Genomic DNA, 23,561 nt, shown 5'->3' on the forward strand with positions numbered 1-23,561 from the left:
TACTCTGAAGTATTCAATACCGGACTATATGGTGGAGCTAAGCGGGATCGAACCGCTGACCTCCTGCGTGCAAGGCAGGCGCTCTCCCAGCTGAGCTATAGCCCCATACAGTCACGTGCAGTACCTTTTCCACTTACAAGAAGTGGTAGGCCTGAGTGGACTTGAACCACCGACCTCACCCTTATCAGGGGTGCGCTCTAACCACCTGAGCTACAAGCCTATAAAGGTATTTCTGCTCGTTACTTTCTATCAGACAATCTGTGTGAGCACGCCACTCGAATCAATATCTTTAGGTAAGGAGGTGATCCAACCGCAGGTTCCCCTACGGTTACCTTGTTACGACTTCACCCCAGTCATGAATCACAAAGTGGTAAGCGCCCTCCCGAAGGTTAAGCTACCTACTTCTTTTGCAACCCACTCCCATGGTGTGACGGGCGGTGTGTACAAGGCCCGGGAACGTATTCACCGTAGCATTCTGATCTACGATTACTAGCGATTCCGACTTCATGGAGTCGAGTTGCAGACTCCAATCCGGACTACGACGTACTTTATGAGGTCCGCTTGCTCTCGCGAGGTCGCTTCTCTTTGTATACGCCATTGTAGCACGTGTGTAGCCCTACTCGTAAGGGCCATGATGACTTGACGTCATCCCCACCTTCCTCCAGTTTATCACTGGCAGTCTCCTTTGAGTTCCCGGCCGAACCGCTGGCAACAAAGGATAAGGGTTGCGCTCGTTGCGGGACTTAACCCAACATTTCACAACACGAGCTGACGACAGCCATGCAGCACCTGTCTCAGAGTTCCCGAAGGCACCAATCCATCTCTGGAAAGTTCTCTGGATGTCAAGAGTAGGTAAGGTTCTTCGCGTTGCATCGAATTAAACCACATGCTCCACCGCTTGTGCGGGCCCCCGTCAATTCATTTGAGTTTTAACCTTGCGGCCGTACTCCCCAGGCGGTCGATTTAACGCGTTAGCTCCGGAAGCCACGCCTCAAGGGCACAACCTCCAAATCGACATCGTTTACAGCGTGGACTACCAGGGTATCTAATCCTGTTTGCTCCCCACGCTTTCGCACCTGAGCGTCAGTCTTCGTCCAGGGGGCCGCCTTCGCCACCGGTATTCCTCCAGATCTCTACGCATTTCACCGCTACACCTGGAATTCTACCCCCCTCTACGAGACTCTAGCTTGCCAGTTTCAAATGCAGTTCCCAGGTTGAGCCCGGGGATTTCACATCTGACTTAACAAACCGCCTGCGTGCGCTTTACGCCCAGTAATTCCGATTAACGCTTGCACCCTCCGTATTACCGCGGCTGCTGGCACGGAGTTAGCCGGTGCTTCTTCTGCGAGTAACGTCAATTGATGAGCGTATTAAGCTCACCACCTTCCTCCTCGCTGAAAGTGCTTTACAACCCGAAGGCCTTCTTCACACACGCGGCATGGCTGCATCAGGCTTGCGCCCATTGTGCAATATTCCCCACTGCTGCCTCCCGTAGGAGTCTGGACCGTGTCTCAGTTCCAGTGTGGCTGGTCATCCTCTCAGACCAGCTAGGGATCGTCGCCTAGGTGAGCCATTACCCCACCTACTAGCTAATCCCATCTGGGCACATCTGATGGCAAGAGGCCCGAAGGTCCCCCTCTTTGGTCTTGCGACGTTATGCGGTATTAGCTACCGTTTCCAGTAGTTATCCCCCTCCATCAGGCAGTTTCCCAGACATTACTCACCCGTCCGCCGCTCGTCACCCAGGGAGCAAGCTCCCCTGTGCTACCGCTCGACTTGCATGTGTTAAGCCTGCCGCCAGCGTTCAATCTGAGCCATGATCAAACTCTTCAATTAAAAGCTTGATGTGCTTCCACTCGAGAAGCGATGCTCAAAGATTTACTGCATGAATTTTACTTCAGTTAGTCACTCTTCAAGACTTGATATTTTTTTGCACCCGAAGATGCTGGATATCGTCTTGTGGAGTGCCCACACAGATTGTCTGATAAATTGTTAAAGAGCAGTGAGTTAGGCGCTTTCGCTTGCTAACTCGAGGTGGCGTATATTACGCTTTCCTCTTTCAGAGTCAACCCTAATTTTCAGGATTTTTTCTCTGCGACCCCCGGATACTCTGTGAAGTTGTTCACATGTTCCGTGTCGATGGAGGCGCATTATAGGGAGCCGGTTCAGAATGACAAGCGTTAATATGCATTTTTTATCTGACCGCTCACTATTCATTCGTAACGCCTATTAAACCCGCTTTTTGATGGCTGCCGGCAGGTCCGCCAGGCTGTTTAGCACCCAATCGGCCAGCTTTTCGCCCTGCTCCGTCACCGGCTTGCCGGTACGCACCAGCACCTTGGTGCCGACGCCGGCCGCGATCGCCGCCTGCATGTCTTCCGGTTTATCGCCCACCATATAAGAAGCGGCCATATCGATGTTCAATTCCTGCTGCGCTTGCAGCAACATGCCCGGCTGCGGCTTACGGCAGTCGCACACCTGGCGATACTCTTCTACTGCCGCCTCCGGATGATGCGGGCAGAAATAGATGCCGTCGAAGTCGACGTCGCGATCGGCCAGCGACCAGTCCATCCACTCGGTCAGGTACATAAACTGGTCTTCGCTGAACTTGCCGCGCGCAATGCCGGACTGGTTGGTCACCATCACCAGCGCGAAGCCCATCTTTTTGAGCTCGCGACAGGCGTCGATCACGCCGTCGATAAAGTGGAAGTTGTCGATTTCATGGACATAGCCATGGTCAACATTAATCGTGCCGTCACGATCGAGAAAAATTGCTGGAACGCTTTGTGTCACCGCTTTGCTCCTGAGGGCCTGTATACGCTGACAGTATCGCATGTTTTACCCCACGCTGAGAACGCCGGAGAACGTCGTTGGTCATTGACTTAGACGTCTAGACGCCTTAACATCTGAGGCATACCTTGGTTCCACGCCGAGGTTTACTTTTATCTAGCCACGGGCAACCACGCTAAAATAAGAAGAATATGATTAAACTTTCTAACATCACTAAAGTGTTCCAGCAGGGTTCGCGCACCATTACCGCGCTCTCTGACGTGACCCTTCACGTTCCTGCCGGGCAAATCTATGGCGTCATCGGTTCCTCCGGCGCCGGTAAAAGCACGCTGATCCGCTGCGCCAACATGCTTGAGCGCCCCACCTCCGGCCAGGTGCTGGTCGATGGCCAGGATCTGACGTCTCTGTCAGAAAGCGAACTGACGCGCGCCCGTCGCCAAATCGGCATGATCTTCCAGCACTTTAACCTGCTCTCTTCCCGTACGGTGTTCGGCAACGTGGCGTTGCCGCTGGAGCTGGACAATACGCCGCGCGCCGAGATCAAAAAGCGCGTGACCGAACTGCTGGAACTGGTCGGCCTGGCGGACAAGCACGACGCCTACCCGGCCAACCTGTCCGGCGGCCAGAAACAGCGTGTGGCGATCGCGCGCGCGCTGGCCAGCAACCCTAAAGTGCTGCTGTGCGACGAGGCCACCAGCGCGCTGGATCCGGCCACCACCCGTTCCATCCTGGAACTGCTGAAAGACATCAACCGCCGTCTGGGCCTGACCATTCTGCTCATCACCCATGAAATGGACGTGGTGAAACGCATCTGCGACCAGGTCGCGGTCATCAGCCAGGGGCAGCTGATCGAAAAAGACAGCGTCAGCGAAGTGTTCTCGCACCCGAAAACGCCGCTGGCCCAACAGTTCATTCAGTCCACGCTGCATCTGGATATCCCGGACGACTACGCCGCGCGCCTGTCGCCGGAGCGTCAGGGCGACCGTCAGCCGCTGCTGCGCCTGGAGTTCACCGGTCAGTCGGTCGATGCGCCGCTGCTGTCTGAAGCCGCTCGCCGCTTCAACGTGAACAACAACATTATCAGCGCCCAGATGGATTATGCCGGCGGCGTGAAATTCGGCGTGATGCTGGCGGAGCTGCACGGCAGCGACGAAGACGCGCTGGCAACGATTAAGTTCCTGCAAGAAAATCAGGTAAAAGTAGAGGTTCTGGGTTATGTCTGAGGCAATGATGTGGTTGATGGCGCGTGGCGTGTGGGAAACCGTCATGATGACCTTTGTCTCCGGCTTTTTCGGTTTCGTGCTCGGCCTGCCGGTCGGCGTGCTGTTGTATGTCACCCGCCCGGGGCAGATCATCGCCAACAATTCGCTGTATAAGATCCTGTCCGGGCTGGTGAACATCTTCCGTTCCATCCCGTTCATTATCCTGTTGGTTTGGATGATTCCGTTTACCCGCATGATCGTCGGCACCTCGATCGGTCTGCAAGCGGCGATCGTGCCGCTGACCGTCGGCGCCGCGCCGTTCATCGCGCGCATGGTGGAAAACGCCCTGCTGGAGATCCCGTCCGGTCTGGTGGAAGCGGCGCGCGCCATGGGCGCCACGCCGATGCAGATCATCAAGAAAGTGCTGCTGCCGGAGGCCCTGCCGGGCCTGGTCAACGCCGCGACCATCACCCTGATCACCCTGGTGGGCTACTCCGCCATGGGCGGCGCGGTCGGCGCCGGCGGCCTGGGCCAAATCGGTTACCAATACGGTTATATCGGTTATAACGCCACAGTTATGAATACCGTATTAGTATTACTGGTAGTTTTGGTTTATCTGATCCAATTCTGCGGCGATCGCATCGTCAAAGCCGTTACCCATAAATAGTTTCACAGCATATTAATGCGAGTCTAATGAGGAAGGGATATGTCGTTAACATTTAAATCCATCGCGACAATTGGCGCACTGATCGGCACTCTGGCTCTGGCGGGCTGCGGCCAGGATGAAAAGAATCCAAACCACATCAAGGTCGGCGTGATCGTCGGCGCTGAACAGCAAGTGGCCGAAGTGGCGCAGAAAGTGGCGAAAGAGAAATACGGTCTGGACGTTGAGCTGGTCACCTTCAACGACTACGTGCTGCCTAACGAAGCGCTGAGCAAAGGCGATATCGACCTGAACGCCTTCCAGCACAAACCTTATCTGGATCAGCAGATCAAAGATCGCGGCTACAAGCTGGTGCCGGTCGGCAGCACCTTTGTTTACCCGATCGCCGGTTACTCCAAAAAAATCAAATCGCTGGACGAACTGAAAGAGGGTTCTCAGATCGCACTGCCGAACGATCCGACCAACCTGGGCCGTTCGCTGCTGCTGCTGCAGAAAGTCGGTCTGATTAAACTGAAAGACGGCGTTGGCCTGCTGCCGACCGTACTGGACGTGACCGAGAACCCGAAAAACCTGAAGCTGGTTGAGCTGGAAGCCCCTCAGCTGCCGCGCTCTCTGGACGATCAGCAGATCGCGCTGGCGGTGATCAACACCACCTATGCCAGCCAGATCGGCCTGACGCCGGCGAAAGACGGTCTGTTTGTGGAAGATAAAGACTCGCCTTACGTCAACCTGCTGGTTGCGCGCGAAGATAATAAAGACGCGGAAAACGTGAAGAAATTCGTTCAGGCCTACCAGTCTGACGAAGTGGACGCCGCCGCCAACAAAATCTTCAACGGCGGTGCCGTGAAAGGCTGGTAAGCGCTTATTCACCAATTTTATTCCTATAATTGCAAGACGGGCCAAGGCCCGTCTTGTTATTTCCGCCATAGATTGCTTCAATAGCGCCACTTTCATTAAGGCAGAGGAATCTCAATGCGTGTTTTACCTCTCTGTTTGTTAGCGCTCGCGCTGGCCGGATGTTCATCGCAACGTATCGCGCCATCCTCAACAAACAGCACCAGCAAGCCGACCACGACCGCCCCGGCCAAGACCACGCCGGCCGCCCGCCCCGCTCCGGTAAAACTGTATAAAAGTGCAGAAGAACTCGTGGGTAAACCATTCCGCGATCTGGGTGAAGTGTCCGGCGAATCGTGCCAAACCACCGTACAAGACTCCCCACCGAATCTGGCTACCGCCCGTAAACGCATGCAAATCCGTGCGTCTTACATGAAGGCCAACGCCGTGCTGCTGCACGACTGCCAGATTGTCAGCGGCGTCGCCGGTTGTTACCAGCAGGCCGTTTGCCAGGGCTCGGCGCTTAACGTCTCGTCTAAATGACCGAATTCGTTTTTGAGCAGATCGGCGTGATCCGCTCGCCGTATAAAGAGAAATTCGCCGTGCCCCGCCAACCGGGGCTGGTCGAAGACGGTGGCGGCGAACTGCTGCTGCTGCCGCCTTACAACCAGGCGGAAGCGGTTCGCGGTCTCAGCGATTTCAGCCATCTGTGGGTGATGTTCATTTTCCATCAAACCATGGAAGGCGGCTGGCGCCCGACGGTACGCCCACCGCGTTTAGGCGGCAATGCCCGCATGGGCGTGTTCGCCACCCGCTCCACCTTCCGCCCCAACCCGCTCGGCATGTCGCTCATTGAGCTCAAAGGCGTACGGGTGAAAAACGGGGAAGTGGCGCTGGAACTGGGCAGCCTCGATCTGGTCGACGGCACCCCGGTGGTGGACATCAAGCCTTATCTGCCGTTCGCCGAGAGCCAACCGCAGGCCCGCGCAGGCTTTGCCCAGGCCGCGCCCGCCGGCGATATGCCGGTGCGTTTCGCGCCGCAGGCGGAACAGCAGCTGCAGCAACATCAGGCGCGCTACCCGCAATTAAGGCGTTTTATCAGCCAGGTGCTGGCACAGGACCCCCGTCCCGCCTATCGTAAAGGAGAGGACGTCGAACGGGATTACGCCGTCTGGCTGCTGGATTTCAACGTGCGCTGGCGCGTCGTGGACGGCCACACCGAAGTGCTGTCGCTCGACCCGCGTTAAAATTCCGCCGCCTCTCTTTTGGCGACCCGCTCGCGCTGGTAAACTAAATCACTTTTTGGCCGCCACTCTGGCAGCCCGATGCAATTTGCAGTTCTAACGGAACCAAAACACCATGCGTACTAGCCAATATCTGCTCTCCACTCTGAAGGAGACACCTGCCGACGCCGAAGTGATCAGCCACCAGCTGATGCTGCGCGCCGGGATGATCCGCAAGCTGGCCTCCGGTCTTTACACCTGGCTGCCGACCGGCCTGCGCGTTCTGAAAAAGGTTGAAAACATCGTTCGCGAAGAAATGAACAATGCTAACGCGATCGAAGTGTCCATGCCGGTGGTTCAGCCTGCCGACCTGTGGCAGGAAAGCGGCCGTTGGGAGCAATACGGCCCCGAGCTGCTGCGTTTCGTCGACCGCGGCGACCGTCCTTTCGTGCTGGGCCCGACGCATGAAGAAGTGATCACCGATCTGATCCGCAACGAGATCAGCTCGTACAAGCAGCTGCCGCTGAACTTCTTCCAGATCCAGACCAAGTTCCGTGATGAAGTGCGCCCACGTTTCGGCGTGATGCGTTCCCGTGAGTTCCTGATGAAGGATGCCTACTCCTTCCATACCTCGCAGGAGTCTCTGCAGGAGACTTACGACGCGATGTACGAAGCGTACAGCAAAATCTTCAGCCGCATGGGCCTGGATTTCCGCCCGGTGCAGGCCGATACCGGCTCGATCGGCGGCAGTGCGTCGCACGAATTCCAGGTGCTGGCAGACAGCGGTGAAGACGATATCGTGTTCTCCACCGGTTCCGACTTCGCCGCCAACATCGAGCTGGCGGAAGCGGTCGCTCCGGCAGCGCCGCGCGCGGCGGCCAGCGAAGAGCTGCGCCTGGTGGATACGCCAAACGCCAAAACCATCGCCGAGCTGGTCGAGCAATTCCAGCTGCCGGTGGAAAAAACCGTGAAGACGCTGATGGTGCGCGCCACCGAAGAGAGCGGCCATAAACTGGTCGCCCTGCTGGTGCGCGGCGATCACGAGCTGAACGAAATCAAGGCCGAGAAGCTGGCGCAGGTTGCCGCGCCGCTGACCTTCGCCACTGAAGAAGAGATCCGCGCCATCGTCGGCGCCGGCCCGGGTTCCCTCGGCCCGGTCAAGCTGCAGATGCCGGTGGTTGCCGACCGCAGCGTAGCGGCGATGAGCGACTTTGGCGCCGGCGCCAACGTCGACGGCAAACACTACTTCGGCATCAACTGGGAGCGCGATCTGCCGCTGCCGCAGGTGGCCGACATCCGTAACGTGGTGGAAGGCGACGCCAGCCCGGACGGTCAGGGCACGCTGCTGATCAAACGCGGCATCGAAGTGGGCCATATCTTCCAGCTCGGCACCAAGTATTCGGAAGCGATGAAAGCGACCGTACAGGGTGAAGACGGCCGCAACCAGGTGCTGACCATGGGTTGCTACGGCATCGGGGTGACGCGCGTCGTGGCCGCTGCCATCGAGCAGAACCACGACGAACGCGGCATTATCTGGCCGGACGCCATCGCGCCGTTCCAGGTCGCTATTCTGCCGATGAACATGCACAAGTCGTTCCGCGTGCAGGCGCTGGCCGAAGAGCTGTACAACACCCTGCGCTCCCACGGCATCGACGTGATCCTCGATGACCGCAAAGAGCGCCCGGGCGTGATGTTCGCGGATATGGAGCTGATCGGCGTGCCGCACTCTATCGTTATCGGCGACCGTAACCTCGACAACGAAGAGATCGAGTACAAAAACCGCCGCGTCGGCGAGAAGCAAATGATCAAAACCGGTGAAATCGTTGATTTCCTGCTGGGCCAGATCAAACGCTAAACACCGAGCGTCAGCGAATAAAAAACCCGCCTAGGCGGGTTTTTTTATGTCCATGGGGACAGGGGAAGTTAGTTGTTGCTGCAGCTTTTACTGCGGTCGAACGCGATTTTGCCGTCCGGCACCACCGCCTTCTCTATCTGCCCCTCTTCCATCGACGGCTGCACGCTGAAGTGCGCGTTGAAAGTCAGAAACACCGGCTCACCGGCATTCTTATTGGCTTTGGCGTAACCTTGCTCCAGCGCGATGTTGTTATCCACCGGGAACGTGATGCCGGTGGCGCAATCTTTGAACACCGCCGCGTCGGCCATATAGGTGTAGCTGCCTTTCATCACCATCGGCGTTTTAGGCAATGGCTTCTCGACCGGCTCCAGACGATAATTCAGCTTGGAGGCGATCGGCGCGCCGCTGCGATCCAGCATCTCAAGACTCTTGCCCACCGGGCGGAAGTAGCGTTTTTCCCCGGTGCTGTCAGTCAGCACCAGCTTATCCGCCGTGCGCGCCCATTTGCCGTAGTCGGCGAAGGTCTGATCGCCGTCTTTGGTGCCGCGATAAGTTTCCTGCAGCACAAAGGTGCCGTCCTCATCCAGGAACAGCGCCGTATCCAGCCCGCCGCAATCGGCGCAAGGCAACACCCCTTGATAACTCTGCGGCATCGCCTGCAGCGGTTGTTCCTTCGGTTGATAATGATTGTTGCATCCCAACAACGAGAGTGCGCCTGCCGCCAAGAACAGGGCTACCGTAATTTTCTTCACAGTTATTCTCCTACTGTGTTCATGTATTCCTAAGTGCGAACCTTGCCACGCAGCGCCTTGGTGGCGCCCTTACGCGCCTTGCCTTCCAAACGGCGCAATTTTGCCCCTTTGGTCGGCTTGGTCGCCTTGCGCGTTTTTTCCACCACCATCGCCTGCTGAATCAGCGCGACCAATCTGGCCAACGCCGCTTCGCGATTCAATTCCTGACTGCGATACTCTTGCGCCTTGATAATCACTACGCCATCAGCGGTAATGAGATGATGATTCAGCGCCAGCAGCCTTTCCTTATAATACTCTGGCAGGCTGGATGCCCGGATGTCAAAGCGCAAATGGATCGCCGTTGAGGTTTTGTTCACGTGCTGGCCACCCGCGCCCTGCGCGCGGATCGCCGTCAATTCCAGCTCATTATCCGGTATGGCTACGTTTCTTGACAGTTCCAGCACCGGTCACACCTGTGCCTGCTGCCACTCGGCAAACTGGATTTCCAGACTATTCTGAGCATCAGACAGCCAAATAGTTCCCTCCTGCAGCGTTGCCTGCAGCGTCATGGTGCGGCTGGCCAGCGCCGTCAGGCGCGCCAGCTGTTCGTCATCGAGGAAGCGCACGCTCAGGTTCTTGTAGCCGGCCACTTTTCCCTGCATCGCCTGCCACCAAACGTGCGCGGCGCGCTCGCCGTAAGCGTACAAGACCACGCGCGGCGACTGGTTGCAGGCCTTGCGGATGCGTTTCTCGTCGGGCAATCCCATCTCGATCCACATTTCCAGCCCGTTGTGGTCGTTGCGCTGCCAGATCTCCGGCTCGTCGTCGGCGCTCAGCCCTTTGGTGAACACCAGCCGCTCGTCGGCGTGGCAGATCCAGGCCAACAGGCGCAGCATCATGCGTTGCTCATTTTCGGACGGGTGTTGCGCCAGCGTCAGCGTGGCGTCGTGGTAGAAGTGACGATCCATATCAGCAATATTGACCGCGGCTTTATAAATGGTTGCTTTCAGCGCCATGGGTGACCTCGTTATTATCCGGCGACAGTGTACTTGATCAGGGCCAAACCCCGCCAGCGCGGCCAGGCTGCGGCAGTGCGAAAGGCGTGCCGGGGTGCTGATAACTCCATAACAGCTGTGCTATAGTCGTCTAGGATAGGATAAAACTCCGAGAGCCTGCGCCTCATCGCGATAGTAGTCTTGATGATGCAGAGGTTCTTAAGGGAGGAAACTGTGCAACAATACTGTGAGTTAGTACGCCGTACTTACGCCGAGATTGGCAGTGGAGATCTTGGCTACGTGCCTGATGCGCTGGCTTGTGCGTTAAAGGCATTGGACGATGTCGCAGCGAACCACGCGCTACCGTCCTCCGTTAGGGAACAGGCGGCCTTTGCCGCCGCTAACTTATTGGTGAGCGACTATGTTGATGAATGATGAGTACCAACCCATCAATTGCGATGACTACGACAACCTGGAACTCGCCTGTCAGCATAAACTTATTCTGAAGCTGGAGTTACGCGACGGAGAAGTGATCGAGGCCAAGGCGATCGACCTGCTGCAAAAGAAACGCGTTGAGTATCTGACCATCGAACAGAACGGCCAACAGCGCGACCTGCGTCTGGACCATATCAGCAGTTTCAGTCATCCGGAAATCGGTACCGTGGTCGTCAGTCTGTCGGACTGAGCAGCGGTAACCCCATCCCAACAGGGCAGCCCAACGGCTGCCCTCGTCATTTAGGGCTTCAGGCTGGCGTAATAAGCCGCCAGATCGGCGATATCGTCATCCGACAATCCCGACACATAGGCTTTCATCACCTCGGCCTGGCCGCCGTTGCGTTCCCCTTTCTTATACGCCTGCAACGCGTGCTGCAGGTACATGGCGTTCTGCCCGGCCAGATTCGGGTACATCGGCACCGTCACCTTGCCCTGCGCGCCGTGGCAGGCCGCGCACGCGGCGGCTTTGGCCTGACCGGCGGCCGCATCCCCCGCCGCCAACGCCGGCAGGCTGAACAGGCCGGCGGCCAACAGCGCGATTTCCACAAACTTCATCATTGCTCCTCACGATTATGATTTTTTTCCCAGCGCAGCCGCCACGGGCGTTCGCCTTCCGGCACCTGCCCCGCCTCACAGACGAATACGCCCAGCGCGGCGATCAGCTGCTCATCATAATAAATCAACGGGATACGTTCACGCTGCCAGGGAGGAATACCCAGCTCCTGCCACAGTTTTTTTATCGGCCGCGAATGGGCGCGCCCCACGATGCGCACCGCGCCCCGTAAGCCGCCGAAACGAATGCTAATCTGCTGCGATGGCAGCGGCGCGCGCAGCGCCAGATCACCCTCACCGGCAACCAACTGCCCCAGCCCGTCCGGCAACGTCAGCGTCTCGTCAGGCTGCCAGGGCAGATGCACATCGCGCAGTGCCGCCAGCGGCGGCAACAGGTGCAATCGGCCTCGGAAGCGGCGGATCTGATAGGCGCCGAGCTGCAGCTGCGGTTCGGCATCTTCCCGGCTGAGCGCCACCTCCTCCCACAGACGCTGCAACTGCTCACGCGCCGGCATGGTAACGTTGAACAATGCGATCCAGCGCCGCAACAGAGCGAAGCGCCGCACCGGCGAACAGGCCGTCAAACCGTCGATCGCCAATGAGCGATCCGCCGCCAACAGGCTTTGCAGCGGTTCCGCCAGCAGCTCGTCCAACAATTGTTCCTGTTCGGCGCACAGGCTGGCGCTGCGCGCCACCGCCGAAGCGAAGTGCGGCCAACGTTGATTGAGCTGCGGCAACACCTGCAACCGCAGGAAATTGCGATCGAAGCGCGTGTCCTGATTGCTGTCGTCGTCTATCCAGGTTAAGGCGTGGCGTTGCGCGTAATTTTCCAGCGTTTGACGCGAGCAGCCCAGCAGCGGCCGCAACAGCAGGTGCTCGCCCAGCGTGGCGCGCGCCGCCATCGCCGACAATCCCGCCGGCCCGCTGCCGCGCTTGAGCGCCAACAGGAAGGTTTCGCTTTGATCGTCAAGGTGTTGGGCGGTGAGCAGCGCTTCGCCCTCCGCCAATGCTGCACTGAAAGCGGCATAGCGCGCCGCACGCGCCGCCGCTTCGATGCCGCCCTGGCGGGCATCCACCTGCACGTGCGTAACCGTCAGCGGGATCCGCCACTCGGCACACCGGCTGCGGCAATGCTCAACCCAACGGTCGGCAAAGGCGCTCAGGCCATGGTGCACGTGCAGCGCACGTAGCTGCAGCGCCGGACGTTGGCGGCGCAACGCCGCCAGCAGATGCAGCAGCACGCTGGAATCCAGGCCGCCGCTAAACGCCACCAGCAGCCGCTGCTGCGCGCCCAGCTGTTCCGCCACCTGCGTCGTTAATTGATCAGTATCCATCGGTAGGCTTTGTCACTTCTACATAGCTGCACGTTAACCCCGCCTACCGCCATCAATCAAGCATTAACCGTCCGGGCCTGGCGTCGCGTCAGCAGCCACCAGCCGCCCAGCACCGCGATCACCGCCAGCGCACATCCGGCCGCTCCCCAGCCGATCTGGGCGAAAATGCGGCCATACGCCTGCATCGCCGCCCCTTCGATGTGATCCTCGGCGGTCTGATTGGCGATAATGCCCGCCAGATAGTTGGCGATCGAACCGGTCGCCAACATATAGATGCCGGTCAACACGCCGGTGGCGCCGGGGATATTCAGCCGGGTGATCTGCGCCATCGCCACCGGATCGATAAACAGTTCGGCAAAGCCCATCACCGCCAAACCGGCGATCATCAGCCCCATCGATCCCGGCCCGTGCAGCCGCGTATTGAGCGCCATCAGCGTAAAGCCGACGCCGATCAACAGCAGACCGAAGGCGAACTTGCACCAGATGCGCAGCGTGCGATCGCCATCGCCGCTCGCCAGCCAGGCCAGCGCCACGCCGCCCAGCATCACCGCGCAGGCGTTAACCGACTGGAACAGCGCGGTCGGCACCGTCCAGCCAAACCAGCGCCGGTCAACGAAATGATCGATAAACAGGCTGATGGAGCTGCCGCCCTGCTGGGCAAAAGCCCAGAACAGCGTGCCCAGCAGCATCAGTACGATGATCTGCCACAGCCCCCGGCGCTGGCCGGCGTCCGCACGCAGCATAATGCGCGCCACCAGCGCCACCGCCGCCACGCACACCAACCCGAGCAAATAGCCGGCCCAGCCGCGTTCAAACAGCAGCGTGAAGAACAGCGGCGACGCCAGCAGCGCCGCCAGCAGCCATCCCCAGTGCGGCAGGCCCAGGCTCCTGGCGCGCATCAGCGGTGCATTCACGCCGCGCGTGTGGCGGAAATGGCGTCCGCCCAGCAGAAAAATCACCAGACCGGCGAACATGCCGATCCCGGCCAACGCAAAGCCGACGTGCCAGCCATAGCGCTCGGCCGCCAACCCGCAGGCGATCGGCGCCAGAATAGATCCGACGTTGCCGGCGGCGTACAGCAGTGAGAAGCCCCCTTCGCGGCGCGAGTCCTGCGCCGGATACAGCTCGCCCAGCAGGCAGCTGATATTGGATTTGAACAGGCCGTAGCCGCAGATGATGATCGCCAGCGCCAGATAGAGCGACTGGGCGGAGACCGCGCTCAGGCCGAGCACGATATGCCCCAGGGTCATCAGCGCCGCGCCGGCGATCACCGCGACGCGGTTGCCCAGCAGGCGGTCGGCGAGCCAGCCGCCAAGAATAGGAGTGACGTAAACTAACGAAGCGTAAGCGCTGTAGAGATCGATGGCGTGGCTGTCGGTATAGCCGAGTTGGTGGGTCAGATAGAGGATCAATAACGCACGCATGCCGTAAAAGCTGAAATATTCCCAAATTTGTATCGCTACGACATAGTAGATTGCGCGCGGCTGTGAGGGTGTTTTCATGGTGGTCTCCCATCAGTCGGTGAACGACAAAGGGGAAGCGCGAGCGCCTCCCCTCTTATTGGCTGCGGTTATTTCGCCTTCAGCACTTTCACCCGATAACGTCCGTCCGCCTGGCGATAGGCGCCGTGAATGTCGGTTTCAAAGCCCGGATAATGCGCGCCGATTTCGCACAGCATCTGCAGGAACTCCAGCACCGGCCGGCTCTCTTCGGTCAGCATCTCGCCCGGCATCACCAGCGGCACGCCCGGTGGGTATGGGAGGATCATGTTGGCATTGACCTTACCGACCATCTCTTCCAGATAGACCTCTTCCACTTCGCCGTGCAGCTCTTTCTGGAACGCCTGGTACGGATTCATCACCATGGTTGGCAGCACTTCGAACGCGCGGTACATCAGGTCCGGCAAGTTGTGTTGCTCCACCAAGCGGTGAATGTTCTGCGCCAGATCCTGAATGCGCATGTTTTCATAGAAATCAGGCGCTTCCTGATACAGCGAAGGCAGCATGTTTTTCACCCGCAGGTTCAGGTCGAACGAGCGTTTGAAGTCGGTCATCGCGCGCAGCAGGCTGAGCGCCTTGGTTTTATCGATGCCGATGCTGAACAGGAACAGCAGGTTGTAAGGCCCGGTTTTCTCGACGATGATGCCGCGCTCGTCGAGGTATTTCGCCACGATGCTGGCCGGGATACCGAACGGCTGCATCTCGCCTTCCTTGCTCATACCCGGGGTCAGGATAGTGACCTTGATCGGGTCCAGATACATGTGTTCGTTGTCGATGTTCTTGAAACCGTGCCAGGCGCTGTCGGAGCGCAGCGGCCAGCATTCCGGCTCATCGATATGCTCCGGCTGCCAGACGTCGAAGAACCAGCCGTCGGACTCGACTTTCAGGCGTTTGATCTCTTTGCGGAACTTGATCGCGCGCTCGATAGAGCCGTTGATCAGGCGCTTGCCGGCGTTGCCTTTCATCATCGCCGCGGCGGTTTCGGTCGACGCCACGATGCCGTAGTGCGGCGAGGTGGTGGTGTGCATCATGTAGGCTTCGTTGAAGGTCTCTTCGTTGATGTCACCCTTCACATGAATCATCGAAGCCTGCGAGAAGGCCGCCAGCAGTTTGTGGGTGGACTGGGTTTCATAGATCACCTTGCCCTCCACGCGGCCGCCGCTCATGCCGCACTTGCCTTTATAGATCGGATGGAAGTTGGTGTAAGGCACCCAGGCGGAGTCGAAATGGATCGACTTCACGTCCAGAGTGTTCTTGATAAAGTCGGTGTTGTACAGCAGGCCGTCATAGGTGGAGTTGGTGATCACCGCATGCACCGGCCAGGTGGCGTTCGGGGTCTCCTTCACGCGTTTGGCGATGGTGGCGCGCTGGAACTCGCTCTGCGGAATGCCGCCGAGGATGCCGTAGGCATTGCGGGTCGGGCGGAAGTAGATCGGCGTGATGTCGCTCATCATCATCAGGTGAGTCAGCGACTTGTGGCAGTTACGGTCAATCAGCACCGTGCTGCCCGCCGGCGCCGAATACATGCCGACGATCTTGTTGGCGGTGGAGGTGCCGTTGGTCACCATGTAGCTGCGCTCGGCGTTGAACACGCGGGAAATGTACTCTTCCGCCTCTTTGTGCGGGCCGGAGTGATCCAGCAGCGACCCAAGCTCGGACACCGAAATCGAGATATCCGACTTCATGGTGTTCGGGCCGAAGAAATCGTAGAACAGGCTGCCCACCGGGCTTTTCTGGAAGGCTGTGCCGCCCATGTGGCCCGGCGTACAGAAAGTGTATTTGCCTTCGCGCACGTATTTGAACAGCGCCTTGGTCAACGGCGGCAGGATGGTGTCGATATACTCGTCGGTATTCTGTTTGATCTTGGCGGCGATGTCGGTTGCCGCGCCGAGCGCATACTCGAAGAAGCGCACCTGCATGCGCAGATCGTTCAGGCTGACGTCCAACGTGGAATAGGTGTTGGCGAATGCGTACAGCGGCATGTATTCGTTCAGCTGGCTGATCTCTTCGCACAGCTCCAGATTGTATTTGTCCCAGTCGAAGATCACCCCGCACAGACGGGCGTTGTTCTCGATCAGTTTCAGCAGGTCTTCGCGATCGTTAGGGTAAACGATGCGGAAATCCAGACTTTCCAGCGCCTGATGCAGTTCACGGATAGGCTCTTCTTTGAAGTAGACACCCATGTGATTCATGATGGCGATAACGTTCATATGCATTTCTCCTGGCAAAGCAAGCCCCTTCCCGTCGCGGCTGACAGGTCGGAAAGAAAGGGGCTGGGTAAATTCAGTCGGTCAGCGGACGCGAATCAGTGCGCTTTGGCCGTGGTGTTTTCATCGACCGCCGCTGCATTGGCAGCCTGGCGGGTATTCATTTTCCGGGCGTAGAACATCAGGATAATCAGGCTGATGATAAAGGTGCCGGACAGTTCGAAAGAGTTGGCGCCCATCAGCGCGATGAAGCAGAAGCCGCAGCCGCACACCGAAGCGATCAGGCTCAGCAGGTTGCGCACGTTGACCCCTTCGAAGCGAATCAGGTCTACGCAGGAGTAGAAGTAAGGCAGCATGGTCAGCAGCACCGCGATGCCGGTCAGCTCGCCGAACAGATCGGAAGCCTTGCCGCCGGCGGAGCTCATCAGGGTGATCAGCACCATCAGCGCGGTCATTTTGCAGCTCGCGAGCAGCAGGCCTTTTTTCGGAATGCCGTTTTTATCCAGCTCGCCGTACACTTTCGGGAAGTTGCCGTCGTTGGCGGCGCGCACCCCGGCCTGGCCGACCAGCATCATCCATGACCCGAGCGAGGTCAGGCAGGCAAAGGCGGTGAACGCGGAAACCATCGGTGCCGCCCAGTTGCCCATAATCGCCGAGGCGCTGATGGCGAACGGCGCGCCGCTGGCGGCCATTTCAGACGCCGGGAACATGCCGCTGATCACCTGGGTGGCGGCGATGTAGATGATGCCCGCCAGGCCGGTGCCAAGCATGGTCGCCAGCGGCACGGTGCGTTTCGGGTTTTTCACCATGCCGGTGCTGACCGCCGCGGATTCCACGCCGATGAACGCCCACAGGCACAGCAGAATACTTTTGATGACCGCATGGCTGTCGGTGGTGCCGGAGGTATTCCAGTTAGCCTGGTAGGTGGCGGCGTCAAACCAGTGCCAGCCGAGGGTGGCGGTTACGATCACCGGGATCAGCACCAGCACCAGGCCCAGGGTGGTCAAGCGGCTGACCCAGGTCCCGCCCAGCATGTTGACGAAGGTGAAGATCCACACGATGGCGATACAGGCGATGCCGGCAGGCACCGGGTTGTTCAACGCCGGGAAGAAGGTGGAGAGATAAGAAACGGCGGTAATGCCGATGGCCAGGTTGCCGATCCAGTTGGCATGGTAATAAAGCACGCCGGTCTGGAAGCCGAACGCCGGGGAAATTTCACCGGCGTAGGCGATAGGGCCGCCCTGCTGCGGGTTTTTGGTCGCGAGGCGGGCGTACACGTAGGCCAGCGACATCGCCCCGATAATCGAGATCACCCATCCCCAAATGGCGATGGATCCGAGACTCGCCAGGTTGGCGGGCAATAAGGCAATCCCGCTCCCCATCATATTACCGGCGACTACGCCGGTGCAGGCAATAAGCCCTATTTTCTTGGGTGAAGCCATGGTCAGTTTCTCCTGATTTACGTTTCTTATAAGCCACACCCATAAATAAAAGATTTTAATGAGCCGGCTTGATAGTCAGGATGCTAACCATCGGCAGAAATAAAGTCCTAAAGATAAAGTGAGATTACGCTCATGATCATACAAATGATAATCTGAGGTTTTTGATTAACACATCAAGATAAAAAGGTAAGCTAAAGAAAAGATAAACATCGTTAAAAAACAGGATAATAACCAGGTTAATCACGAATAACAAACGGCAGAAAAGGAACGATATTGCGCAGCAAAATAACACAATGGCGCAACATATCTTCACCAATAAATAACGCCGCCGGAGTTCCCTGAGAATAATGGCGGCGTGGTTCTGGTGAATTATTGGCGCTGATAGTTATTTAAATAAGGCACCACGTTGGTCAATGACGTCTGGAATACGCCATTGGTGATCCAATGCAAGGTATCTTCACCGGGGCGCAGGTTGAACGCGGTAATATAAGAATCCGCCGCCAAATGATTCTGCCCCTGCATTTCATACACTTTGCCCAGCAGCACATAATTCAGCCACGACATTTGCAACTCAATCCCCAGCTCGATCGCTCGGTGCGCATCGTCAATGCGTCCCTGCGCCAGCGCATCAACCGCCAGAACTTGCTGCACGATCGGCGTATTTTTCAATTCGGGGATGGTCGCCAGATGGCTGATATCGGCGCGCAATTGCGCCAGCCCCTGGCTGTCGAACGGTTGATAAGAGTTGCGCAGCACATCCACCAGCGCTTTTTCCGCCAGCAGGTAGTGGAAATTCGGCGCGCTTTTAATCAGCTCGCTCAGCTGCGCGCTGGCGCGAGTCAACGAATCGGCGTCGCCGTGGATCAACAATTGATGCGCCTGGTAGAAGCGCTGCAGCAGCGGCCCGTTATCCGGCAGCAGCTGCGCCAGACGCTGTTCCAGCTGCGGCGGCCAGGGCTGTTTCAGCGCGGCGGACAGGCTGGCGAGGAAGTCGCTTTGGATCTTCAGCTGGTTATCGGCGGTAATGAAGTAACGCTTGTCCAACATGATTGAGCTGTCGGCGTTATCCACCAGCCGTACGGACAGGAAACACTGCTGGGCGCGGTAGTGGCGCTGATTGACGAACTCGATATACAGCGACTTGCCCGAGTTGCTGGGGCCGGAATAGTTGTAATTGGTTTGGTCGTGCACCAGGAAGGTCGAGTAGGTGTTGAGCGAATCGGTGATCAGCTCGCTGACGCCCACCACATAGGAGAGCTGCGGCATCCAGTTGCTGCAGCTCTCGCCGCCCTGGATGCGGATATCGATATCGCGCGGATTGAGCAGCACCGGCATGGTCGATACCGGCACGCGCTGCGACAGCGTGGCGATGCCGACAAACGCCACGCAGACGCTGAGCGCCGCCAGAAACGCCAGCCACACCCAGAACGTCGAGCGGCGATAAAAGCGCGGCTGCTTTTCGCCGGGTGCGGCAACCGGCGTTCGGGTCCGGCTCGGCGGCACGTACGGCGTATCGTCTTCATCATCGCTGCCGTCTTCCGGCTCATGCATGATCACCGCAATCTGCGGCGCCGGCGCAGGGGCGGGCTGCGACTCCCCGTCTTCACACCAGATCACCGAAGCCGCCAACTTATACCCGCGCTTAGGCACGGTGATAATGTATTCCGGACTGTCGCTGTCGCCGTCTTTCAGGTATTTGCGCAGTTCTGAAATGCATTGGGTCACCACGTGATTAGTGACGATATTGCGCTTCCAAACGCTATCGATCAGCTCGTCGCGGCTCAGCACCACATCGGGGTGCCGGGCGAAATAGCACAGCATGTCGATCAGGCGCGGTTCCAGCGTTTTCTGGCGGCCGTCACGGCTGATGGTATTGTCGGCAGGGGTAACCAGCCACTCCCCGACGCGAAAAGCAGGCTCTTGCATGGCGGAAATAACTCTGTAGGCATGTGGGGCAAGGGCGCGATCATAGCATAATCGCCCCCGGCTGTGGCCGCCGGGAGGCGATTAAGCCGTTAACTCTCGTATAATTCTAACGGTAAACCATCGGGATCGCTGAAAAAGGTAAAACGAGATTGAGTATAAGGATCGACGCGTACCGGTTCGCAGGCGACGCCGGCCGCCTGCAGATGGGCGATGGCTTGGTCTATATCGTCAACGCTGAACGCCAGATGGCGCAGGCCGCAAGCCTCCGGGCGGCTGACGCGGGCCGGCGGCGAAGGGAAAGAAAACAGCTCGAGGGTGTATTGCCCGTTGAGCGCCAGATCCGCTTTCCAGGAGTCACGCTCCTCGCGGTAAACTTCACTCAGCAGGGTAAAGCCGAGAATGTCGCAATAGAAATGCTTACTGGCGGCGTAGTCCGCGCCAATGATCGCGATGTGATGCACCTGACGTAATGCCAGCATAGAAACCCTCTCCTGTTCATTCTGATGGTGCACGGTATCCGGCGGCGATGAGGCCGTCAATGAGGAAGCCCGGCGCATCTTTCCAAACCGCCGGGCGCATTATGGCCTTATGGCTGCGGGGCTTTCAGCACCTTCACCAGATAGCGTCCGTCTTCCGTCAGCTTGGCGCCGTGGATGTCGGTTTCAAAACCGGGATAGCGCTCGCCGATCGAGCACAGCATCAGCAGGAAATCGAGCACCGCCCGGCTCTCTTCGGTGATCATTTCCCCCGGCATCACCAGCGGCACGCCCGGCGGATAAGGCAGTATCATATTGGCCGCCACTTTGCCCACCAACTGATCCAGCTCGCAGGTTTCCACATTGCCGCGCACCTGCTCCTGGAACATCTGGTGCGGCGTCAGCTTCATTTCCGGCAGCACGTCAAACGCCCGCTGCATCAGGCGCGGCAGATCGTGTTGGCAGATCAGGCGATGAATACCGGCGGCCAGCTCCTGGATGCGCATATGGCGATAGAAATCCGGATCCTCGGCGTACAGATCCGGCAGCATGTTCTTCACCCGCAGGTTGAGATCGTAGGCGCGCTTGAAGTCGGTCAGGCCGCGCAGCAGGCTCATCGCCTTGGTTTTATCGATGCCGATGCTGAACAGGAACAGCAGGTTGTACGGCCCGGTCTTCTCCACCACGATGCCGCGCTCGTCGAGGTACTTCGCCACCAGCGCCGCCGGGATCCCCTCTTCCTCCAGCGCCCCCAGCTCATTCATGCCCGGCGTCAGGATCGTCACCTTGATCGGATCGAGATACATATGATCGCGATCGGTCTGGCCGAAACCGTGCCAGTTATCGTCCGGATCCAGCGGCCAGCACTGCGCTTCATCGATCTCTTCCGGCTGCCAGATATCGAAGAACCAGCTGTCGCTTTCCTCGCGCAGCCGCTGCACTTCACGGCGAAAATGCAGCGCGCGCTCCACCGAACGGTTGATCAAGCGGCGCCCCGGATTGCCGCGCAGCATGGCGGCGGCGGTCTCCATCGACGCCACGATGCCGTAGTGCGGCGAAGTGGTGGTGTGCATCATGTAGGCTTCGTTGAAGGTGCTCTCGTCGTAGTCGCCCTTGATATGAATCATCGAGGCCTGCGAGAAGGCCGCCAGCAGCTTGTGGGTGGATTGGGTTTCGTAGAAAACCTTGCCGGGCACCCGATCGCCGCTCATGCCGCTCTTGCCGTCGTAAATCGGATGGAAGTTGGTGTAAGGCACCCAGGCGGAGTCGAAGTGGATCGACGGCACCTCCAGCGTCTGCTTGATGTAGTCGGTGTTGTACAGCAGGCCGTCATAGGTGGAATTGGTGATCACCGCATGCACCGGCCAGGTGGCGTTCGGGGTCTCCTGCACCCGGGCGGCGATGCTGGCGCGGGTAAACTCGCGCTGCGGAATGCCACCGAGGATGCCGTAGGCGTTGCGCAGCGGGCGCAGATAGATCGGCACGATATCGCTCATCATCAGCAGGTGGCACAGCGATTTGTGGCAGTTGCGGTCGATCAGCACCGTGCTGCCCGCCGGCGCTGAATACATGCCGACGATCTTGTTGGCGGTGGAGGTGCCGTTGGTGACCAGATAGCTCTGCTCGGCATTGAAGGTGCGCGCGATGTACTCTTCGGCCTCCAGATGCGGGCCGGTGTGATCCAGCAGCGACCCGAGCTCGGTGACCGAAATCGAGATGTCGGCCTTCAGGGTATTGGCGCCGAAGAAGTCATAGAACAGGCAGCCCACCGGGCTTTTCTGGAACGCGGTGCCGGCCATGTGGCCCGGCGTGCAAAAAGTGTACTTTCCTTCGCGCACGTAGTTGAACAGCGCCTTGGTCAGCGGCGGCGTAATGGTGTCGATGTATTCCGCCGTGTATTGCTGGATGCGCTGCGCGATATCGTCTGCCGCATTCAGGCCATACTCGAAGAAATAGAGCACCATGCGCATTTCATGCAGGCTGACGTCGAAGGTGGAGTGAGTATTGATAAAGGCGTACAGCGGCAGGTATTCGTTCAGCTCGTTGATCTCGCTGCACAGCTCCAGGCTGTAATCGTCCCAGTCGAAGATCACGCCGCAGATGCGGGCATTGGCTTCGATCAGCTTCAGCAGGTCACCGCTGTTTTTGGGGTATACCAGCTGGAATCCCATCGCGCCCAGCGCCGCGTGGAGCTCGCGGATCGGCTCATCTTTGTAGTAGACGCCCGTCGGGCCCATGATGGCGATGATATTCATCGGCAGCTCCTGTCAGTTAACGGCCAAGTCTCTATAACACCACGAAAATCCGGCGGTGTGTAGCCAAAAAAAAACCGCCCGGAGGCGGTTTATTACCGTGAAGATCGCAACTCAGCAGTAGCCGTAGTTCATCAGACGCTGGTAGCGACGGTTGAGCAACTCTTCGTCGTTCAGGCCATCCAGATCTTTCAGATCGGCCAGCAGCTGCGCTTTCAACGCGGCGGCCATCGCCGGCACGTCGCGGTGCGCGGAACCCAGCGGCTCCGGGATCACCGAGTCGATCAGCTTCAGCTCTTTCAGACGCGGCGCGGTGATGCCCATCGCTTCCGCGGCCAGCGGCGCCTTGTCGGCGCTCTTCCACAGGATGGAGGCGCAGCCTTCCGGCGAAATCACCGAGTAGGTGCTGTACTGCAGCATGTTCACCTTGTCGCCCACGCCGATCGCCAGCGCGCCGCCCGAGCCGCCTTCACCGATGACGGTGCAGATGACCGGTACGTTCAGGCGCGACATCTCACGCAGGTTGCGCGCGATGGCTTCCGACTGGCCGCGTTCTTCCGCGCCCACGCCCGGATAAGCGCCCGGGGTATCGATAAAGGTGATGATCGGCATTTTGAAGCGGGCGGCCATTTCCATCAGGCGCAGCGCCTTGCGGTAGCCTTCCGGCGCCGGCATGCCGAAGTTGCGGCGGATCTTCTCTTTGGTCTCACGGCCTTTCTGGTGCCCGATGATCATCACCGGGCGGCCATCCAGACGCGCAATCCCCCCGACGATCGCTTTGTCGTCGGCGTAAGCGCGATCGCCCGCCAACTCTTCGAAGTCGGTAAAGATGTGTTTGATATAATCCAGGGTATAAGGACGGCGCGGGTGGCGTGCCAATTGGGCAATCTGCCAGGCCCCAAGATCGGCAAAAATCTTGCGCGTCAGCTCAACGCTCTTTTCACGCAGGCGCTGAACCTCTTCGTCCAGATTAATATCTAATTTTTCGTCTTGACGGCTGACTGCAGTCAGCGAGTCAATTTTCGCTTCCAGCTCTGCAATCGGCTGTTCAAAATCAAGAAAATTCAGACTCATAGCATTCCTA

General features: G+C 58.5%; 21 protein-coding genes, 2 tRNA genes and 1 rRNA gene. 8 read left to right on the forward strand and 16 right to left on the reverse strand.

What is annotated here, in order from left to right; translation table 11 throughout:
• Positions 1 to 29: 29 nt before the first annotated feature.
• From CPH57_RS15885 to gmhB, 4 genes are all read right to left on the reverse strand, one after another.
• Positions 30 to 105: transfer RNA gene (locus CPH57_RS15885), tRNA-Ala, on the reverse strand.
• A gap of 38 nt (positions 106 to 143) precedes the next feature.
• Positions 144 to 220: transfer RNA gene (locus tag CPH57_RS15890), tRNA-Ile, on the reverse strand.
• Positions 221 to 294: 74 nt separating this feature from the next.
• Positions 295 to 1,836, reverse strand: a 16S ribosomal RNA gene (locus CPH57_RS15895).
• A 393-nt stretch (positions 1,837 to 2,229) separates the two neighbouring features.
• The gene (gene gmhB / locus CPH57_RS15900; RefSeq protein WP_025304009.1) at positions 2,230 to 2,793 is read right to left on the reverse strand and encodes a D-glycero-beta-D-manno-heptose 1,7-bisphosphate 7-phosphatase; all 564 of its coding nucleotides are present in this window, start codon (positions 2,791 to 2,793) and stop codon (positions 2,230 to 2,232) included.
• A 188-nt stretch (positions 2,794 to 2,981) separates the two neighbouring features.
• On the opposite strand from gmhB, the gene metN reads away from it, so the two are divergent.
• From metN to proS, 6 genes are all read left to right on the forward strand, one after another.
• Positions 2,982 to 4,013 (forward strand): methionine ABC transporter ATP-binding protein MetN, encoded by a 1,032-nt coding sequence (gene metN / locus CPH57_RS15905; protein WP_004932012.1) that lies wholly within the window; start codon positions 2,982 to 2,984, stop codon positions 4,011 to 4,013.
• Positions 4,006 to 4,659, forward strand: a complete 654-nt coding sequence (locus tag CPH57_RS15910; RefSeq protein WP_004932010.1) for a methionine ABC transporter permease MetI — start codon at positions 4,006 to 4,008, stop codon at positions 4,657 to 4,659. The genes metN and CPH57_RS15910 overlap by 8 nt, the downstream gene beginning before the upstream one ends.
• Positions 4,660 to 4,698: 39 nt before the next feature.
• Positions 4,699 to 5,514 (forward strand): MetQ/NlpA family lipoprotein, encoded by an 816-nt coding sequence (locus tag CPH57_RS15915; RefSeq protein ID WP_025304010.1) that lies wholly within the window; start codon positions 4,699 to 4,701, stop codon positions 5,512 to 5,514.
• Positions 5,515 to 5,628: 114 nt separating this feature from the next.
• Entirely contained in the window at positions 5,629 to 6,033 is a 405-nt protein-coding gene (gene rcsF, locus CPH57_RS15920; protein WP_025304011.1) for an Rcs stress response system protein RcsF, read from the forward strand.
• Positions 6,030 to 6,737 (forward strand): tRNA (N6-threonylcarbamoyladenosine(37)-N6)-methyltransferase TrmO, encoded by a 708-nt coding sequence (gene tsaA, locus CPH57_RS15925; protein WP_033644898.1) that lies wholly within the window; start codon positions 6,030 to 6,032, stop codon positions 6,735 to 6,737. Before rcsF ends, tsaA begins: the two co-directional genes overlap by 4 nt.
• 112 nt (positions 6,738 to 6,849) lie before the next feature.
• Positions 6,850 to 8,568: a proline--tRNA ligase gene (gene proS / locus CPH57_RS15930; protein WP_033644896.1), complete on the forward strand. Its 1,719-nt coding sequence runs from the start codon at positions 6,850 to 6,852 to the stop codon at positions 8,566 to 8,568.
• Between the two features lie 68 nt (positions 8,569 to 8,636).
• Here proS and nlpE read toward each other — a convergent pair whose 3' ends face one another.
• From nlpE to CPH57_RS15945, 3 genes are read right to left on the reverse strand one after another with little or no spacing between them, the layout of a single operon-like run.
• Complete coding sequence (gene nlpE / locus CPH57_RS15935; RefSeq protein ID WP_060660320.1) at positions 8,637 to 9,320, reverse strand: envelope stress response activation lipoprotein NlpE; 684 nt, start codon at positions 9,318 to 9,320, stop codon at positions 8,637 to 8,639.
• 29 nt (positions 9,321 to 9,349) lie between these two features.
• Positions 9,350 to 9,763, reverse strand: a complete 414-nt coding sequence (arfB, locus tag CPH57_RS15940; protein ID WP_060660319.1) for an alternative ribosome rescue aminoacyl-tRNA hydrolase ArfB — start codon at positions 9,761 to 9,763, stop codon at positions 9,350 to 9,352.
• A 3-nt stretch (positions 9,764 to 9,766) separates the two neighbouring features.
• On the reverse strand, positions 9,767 to 10,315 hold the full coding sequence (locus CPH57_RS15945) for a YaeQ family protein (RefSeq protein ID WP_033644891.1): 549 nt from the start codon (positions 10,313 to 10,315) through the stop codon (positions 9,767 to 9,769).
• 213 nt (positions 10,316 to 10,528) lie between these two features.
• On the opposite strand from CPH57_RS15945, the gene CPH57_RS15950 reads away from it, so the two are divergent.
• Both CPH57_RS15950 and rof read left to right on the forward strand, forming a co-directional pair.
• Positions 10,529 to 10,729, forward strand: a complete 201-nt coding sequence (locus CPH57_RS15950; RefSeq protein WP_033652508.1) for a YaeP family protein — start codon at positions 10,529 to 10,531, stop codon at positions 10,727 to 10,729.
• Complete coding sequence (gene rof, locus CPH57_RS15955) at positions 10,716 to 10,979, forward strand: Rho-binding antiterminator (protein ID WP_004931991.1); 264 nt, start codon at positions 10,716 to 10,718, stop codon at positions 10,977 to 10,979. The genes CPH57_RS15950 and rof overlap by 14 nt, the downstream gene beginning before the upstream one ends.
• 50 nt (positions 10,980 to 11,029) lie before the next feature.
• Here rof and CPH57_RS15960 read toward each other — a convergent pair whose 3' ends face one another.
• The 9 genes from CPH57_RS15960 to accA form a co-directional block, all read right to left on the reverse strand.
• Positions 11,030 to 11,344: a c-type cytochrome gene (locus tag CPH57_RS15960; protein WP_025304017.1), complete on the reverse strand. Its 315-nt coding sequence runs from the start codon at positions 11,342 to 11,344 to the stop codon at positions 11,030 to 11,032.
• On the reverse strand, positions 11,344 to 12,675 hold the full coding sequence (tilS, locus tag CPH57_RS15965; RefSeq protein ID WP_069100480.1) for a tRNA lysidine(34) synthetase TilS: 1,332 nt from the start codon (positions 12,673 to 12,675) through the stop codon (positions 11,344 to 11,346). The genes CPH57_RS15960 and tilS overlap by 1 nt, the downstream gene beginning before the upstream one ends.
• 56 nt (positions 12,676 to 12,731) lie before the next feature.
• The gene (dtpD, locus tag CPH57_RS15970; RefSeq protein ID WP_060660317.1) at positions 12,732 to 14,177 is read right to left on the reverse strand and encodes a dipeptide permease DtpD; all 1,446 of its coding nucleotides are present in this window, start codon (positions 14,175 to 14,177) and stop codon (positions 12,732 to 12,734) included.
• Between the two features lie 68 nt (positions 14,178 to 14,245).
• Positions 14,246 to 16,384, reverse strand: coding sequence for a lysine decarboxylase CadA (gene cadA, locus CPH57_RS15975; protein WP_033635725.1), 2,139 nt, complete (start codon positions 16,382 to 16,384; stop codon positions 14,246 to 14,248).
• Between the two features lie 95 nt (positions 16,385 to 16,479).
• Complete coding sequence (cadB, locus tag CPH57_RS15980) at positions 16,480 to 17,823, reverse strand: cadaverine/lysine antiporter (RefSeq protein ID WP_033644886.1); 1,344 nt, start codon at positions 17,821 to 17,823, stop codon at positions 16,480 to 16,482.
• A gap of 369 nt (positions 17,824 to 18,192) precedes the next feature.
• Entirely contained in the window at positions 18,193 to 19,749 is a 1,557-nt protein-coding gene (gene cadC, locus CPH57_RS15985; protein ID WP_033644885.1) for a lysine decarboxylation/transport transcriptional activator CadC, read from the reverse strand.
• Between the two features lie 89 nt (positions 19,750 to 19,838).
• Positions 19,839 to 20,228, reverse strand: coding sequence for a VOC family protein (locus tag CPH57_RS15990; protein WP_047026598.1), 390 nt, complete (start codon positions 20,226 to 20,228; stop codon positions 19,839 to 19,841).
• A 107-nt stretch (positions 20,229 to 20,335) separates the two neighbouring features.
• Entirely contained in the window at positions 20,336 to 22,480 is a 2,145-nt protein-coding gene (locus tag CPH57_RS15995) for a lysine decarboxylase LdcC (RefSeq protein WP_033644883.1), read from the reverse strand.
• Positions 22,481 to 22,591: 111 nt separating this feature from the next.
• The gene (accA, locus tag CPH57_RS16000; protein ID WP_004931972.1) at positions 22,592 to 23,551 is read right to left on the reverse strand and encodes an acetyl-CoA carboxylase carboxyl transferase subunit alpha; all 960 of its coding nucleotides are present in this window, start codon (positions 23,549 to 23,551) and stop codon (positions 22,592 to 22,594) included.
• Positions 23,552 to 23,561 lie beyond the last annotated feature (10 nt).

The organism is Serratia sp. JKS000199, from assembly GCF_900215455.1.
In the GTDB taxonomy this organism is placed as follows: domain Bacteria; phylum Pseudomonadota; class Gammaproteobacteria; order Enterobacterales; family Enterobacteriaceae; genus Serratia; species Serratia ureilytica.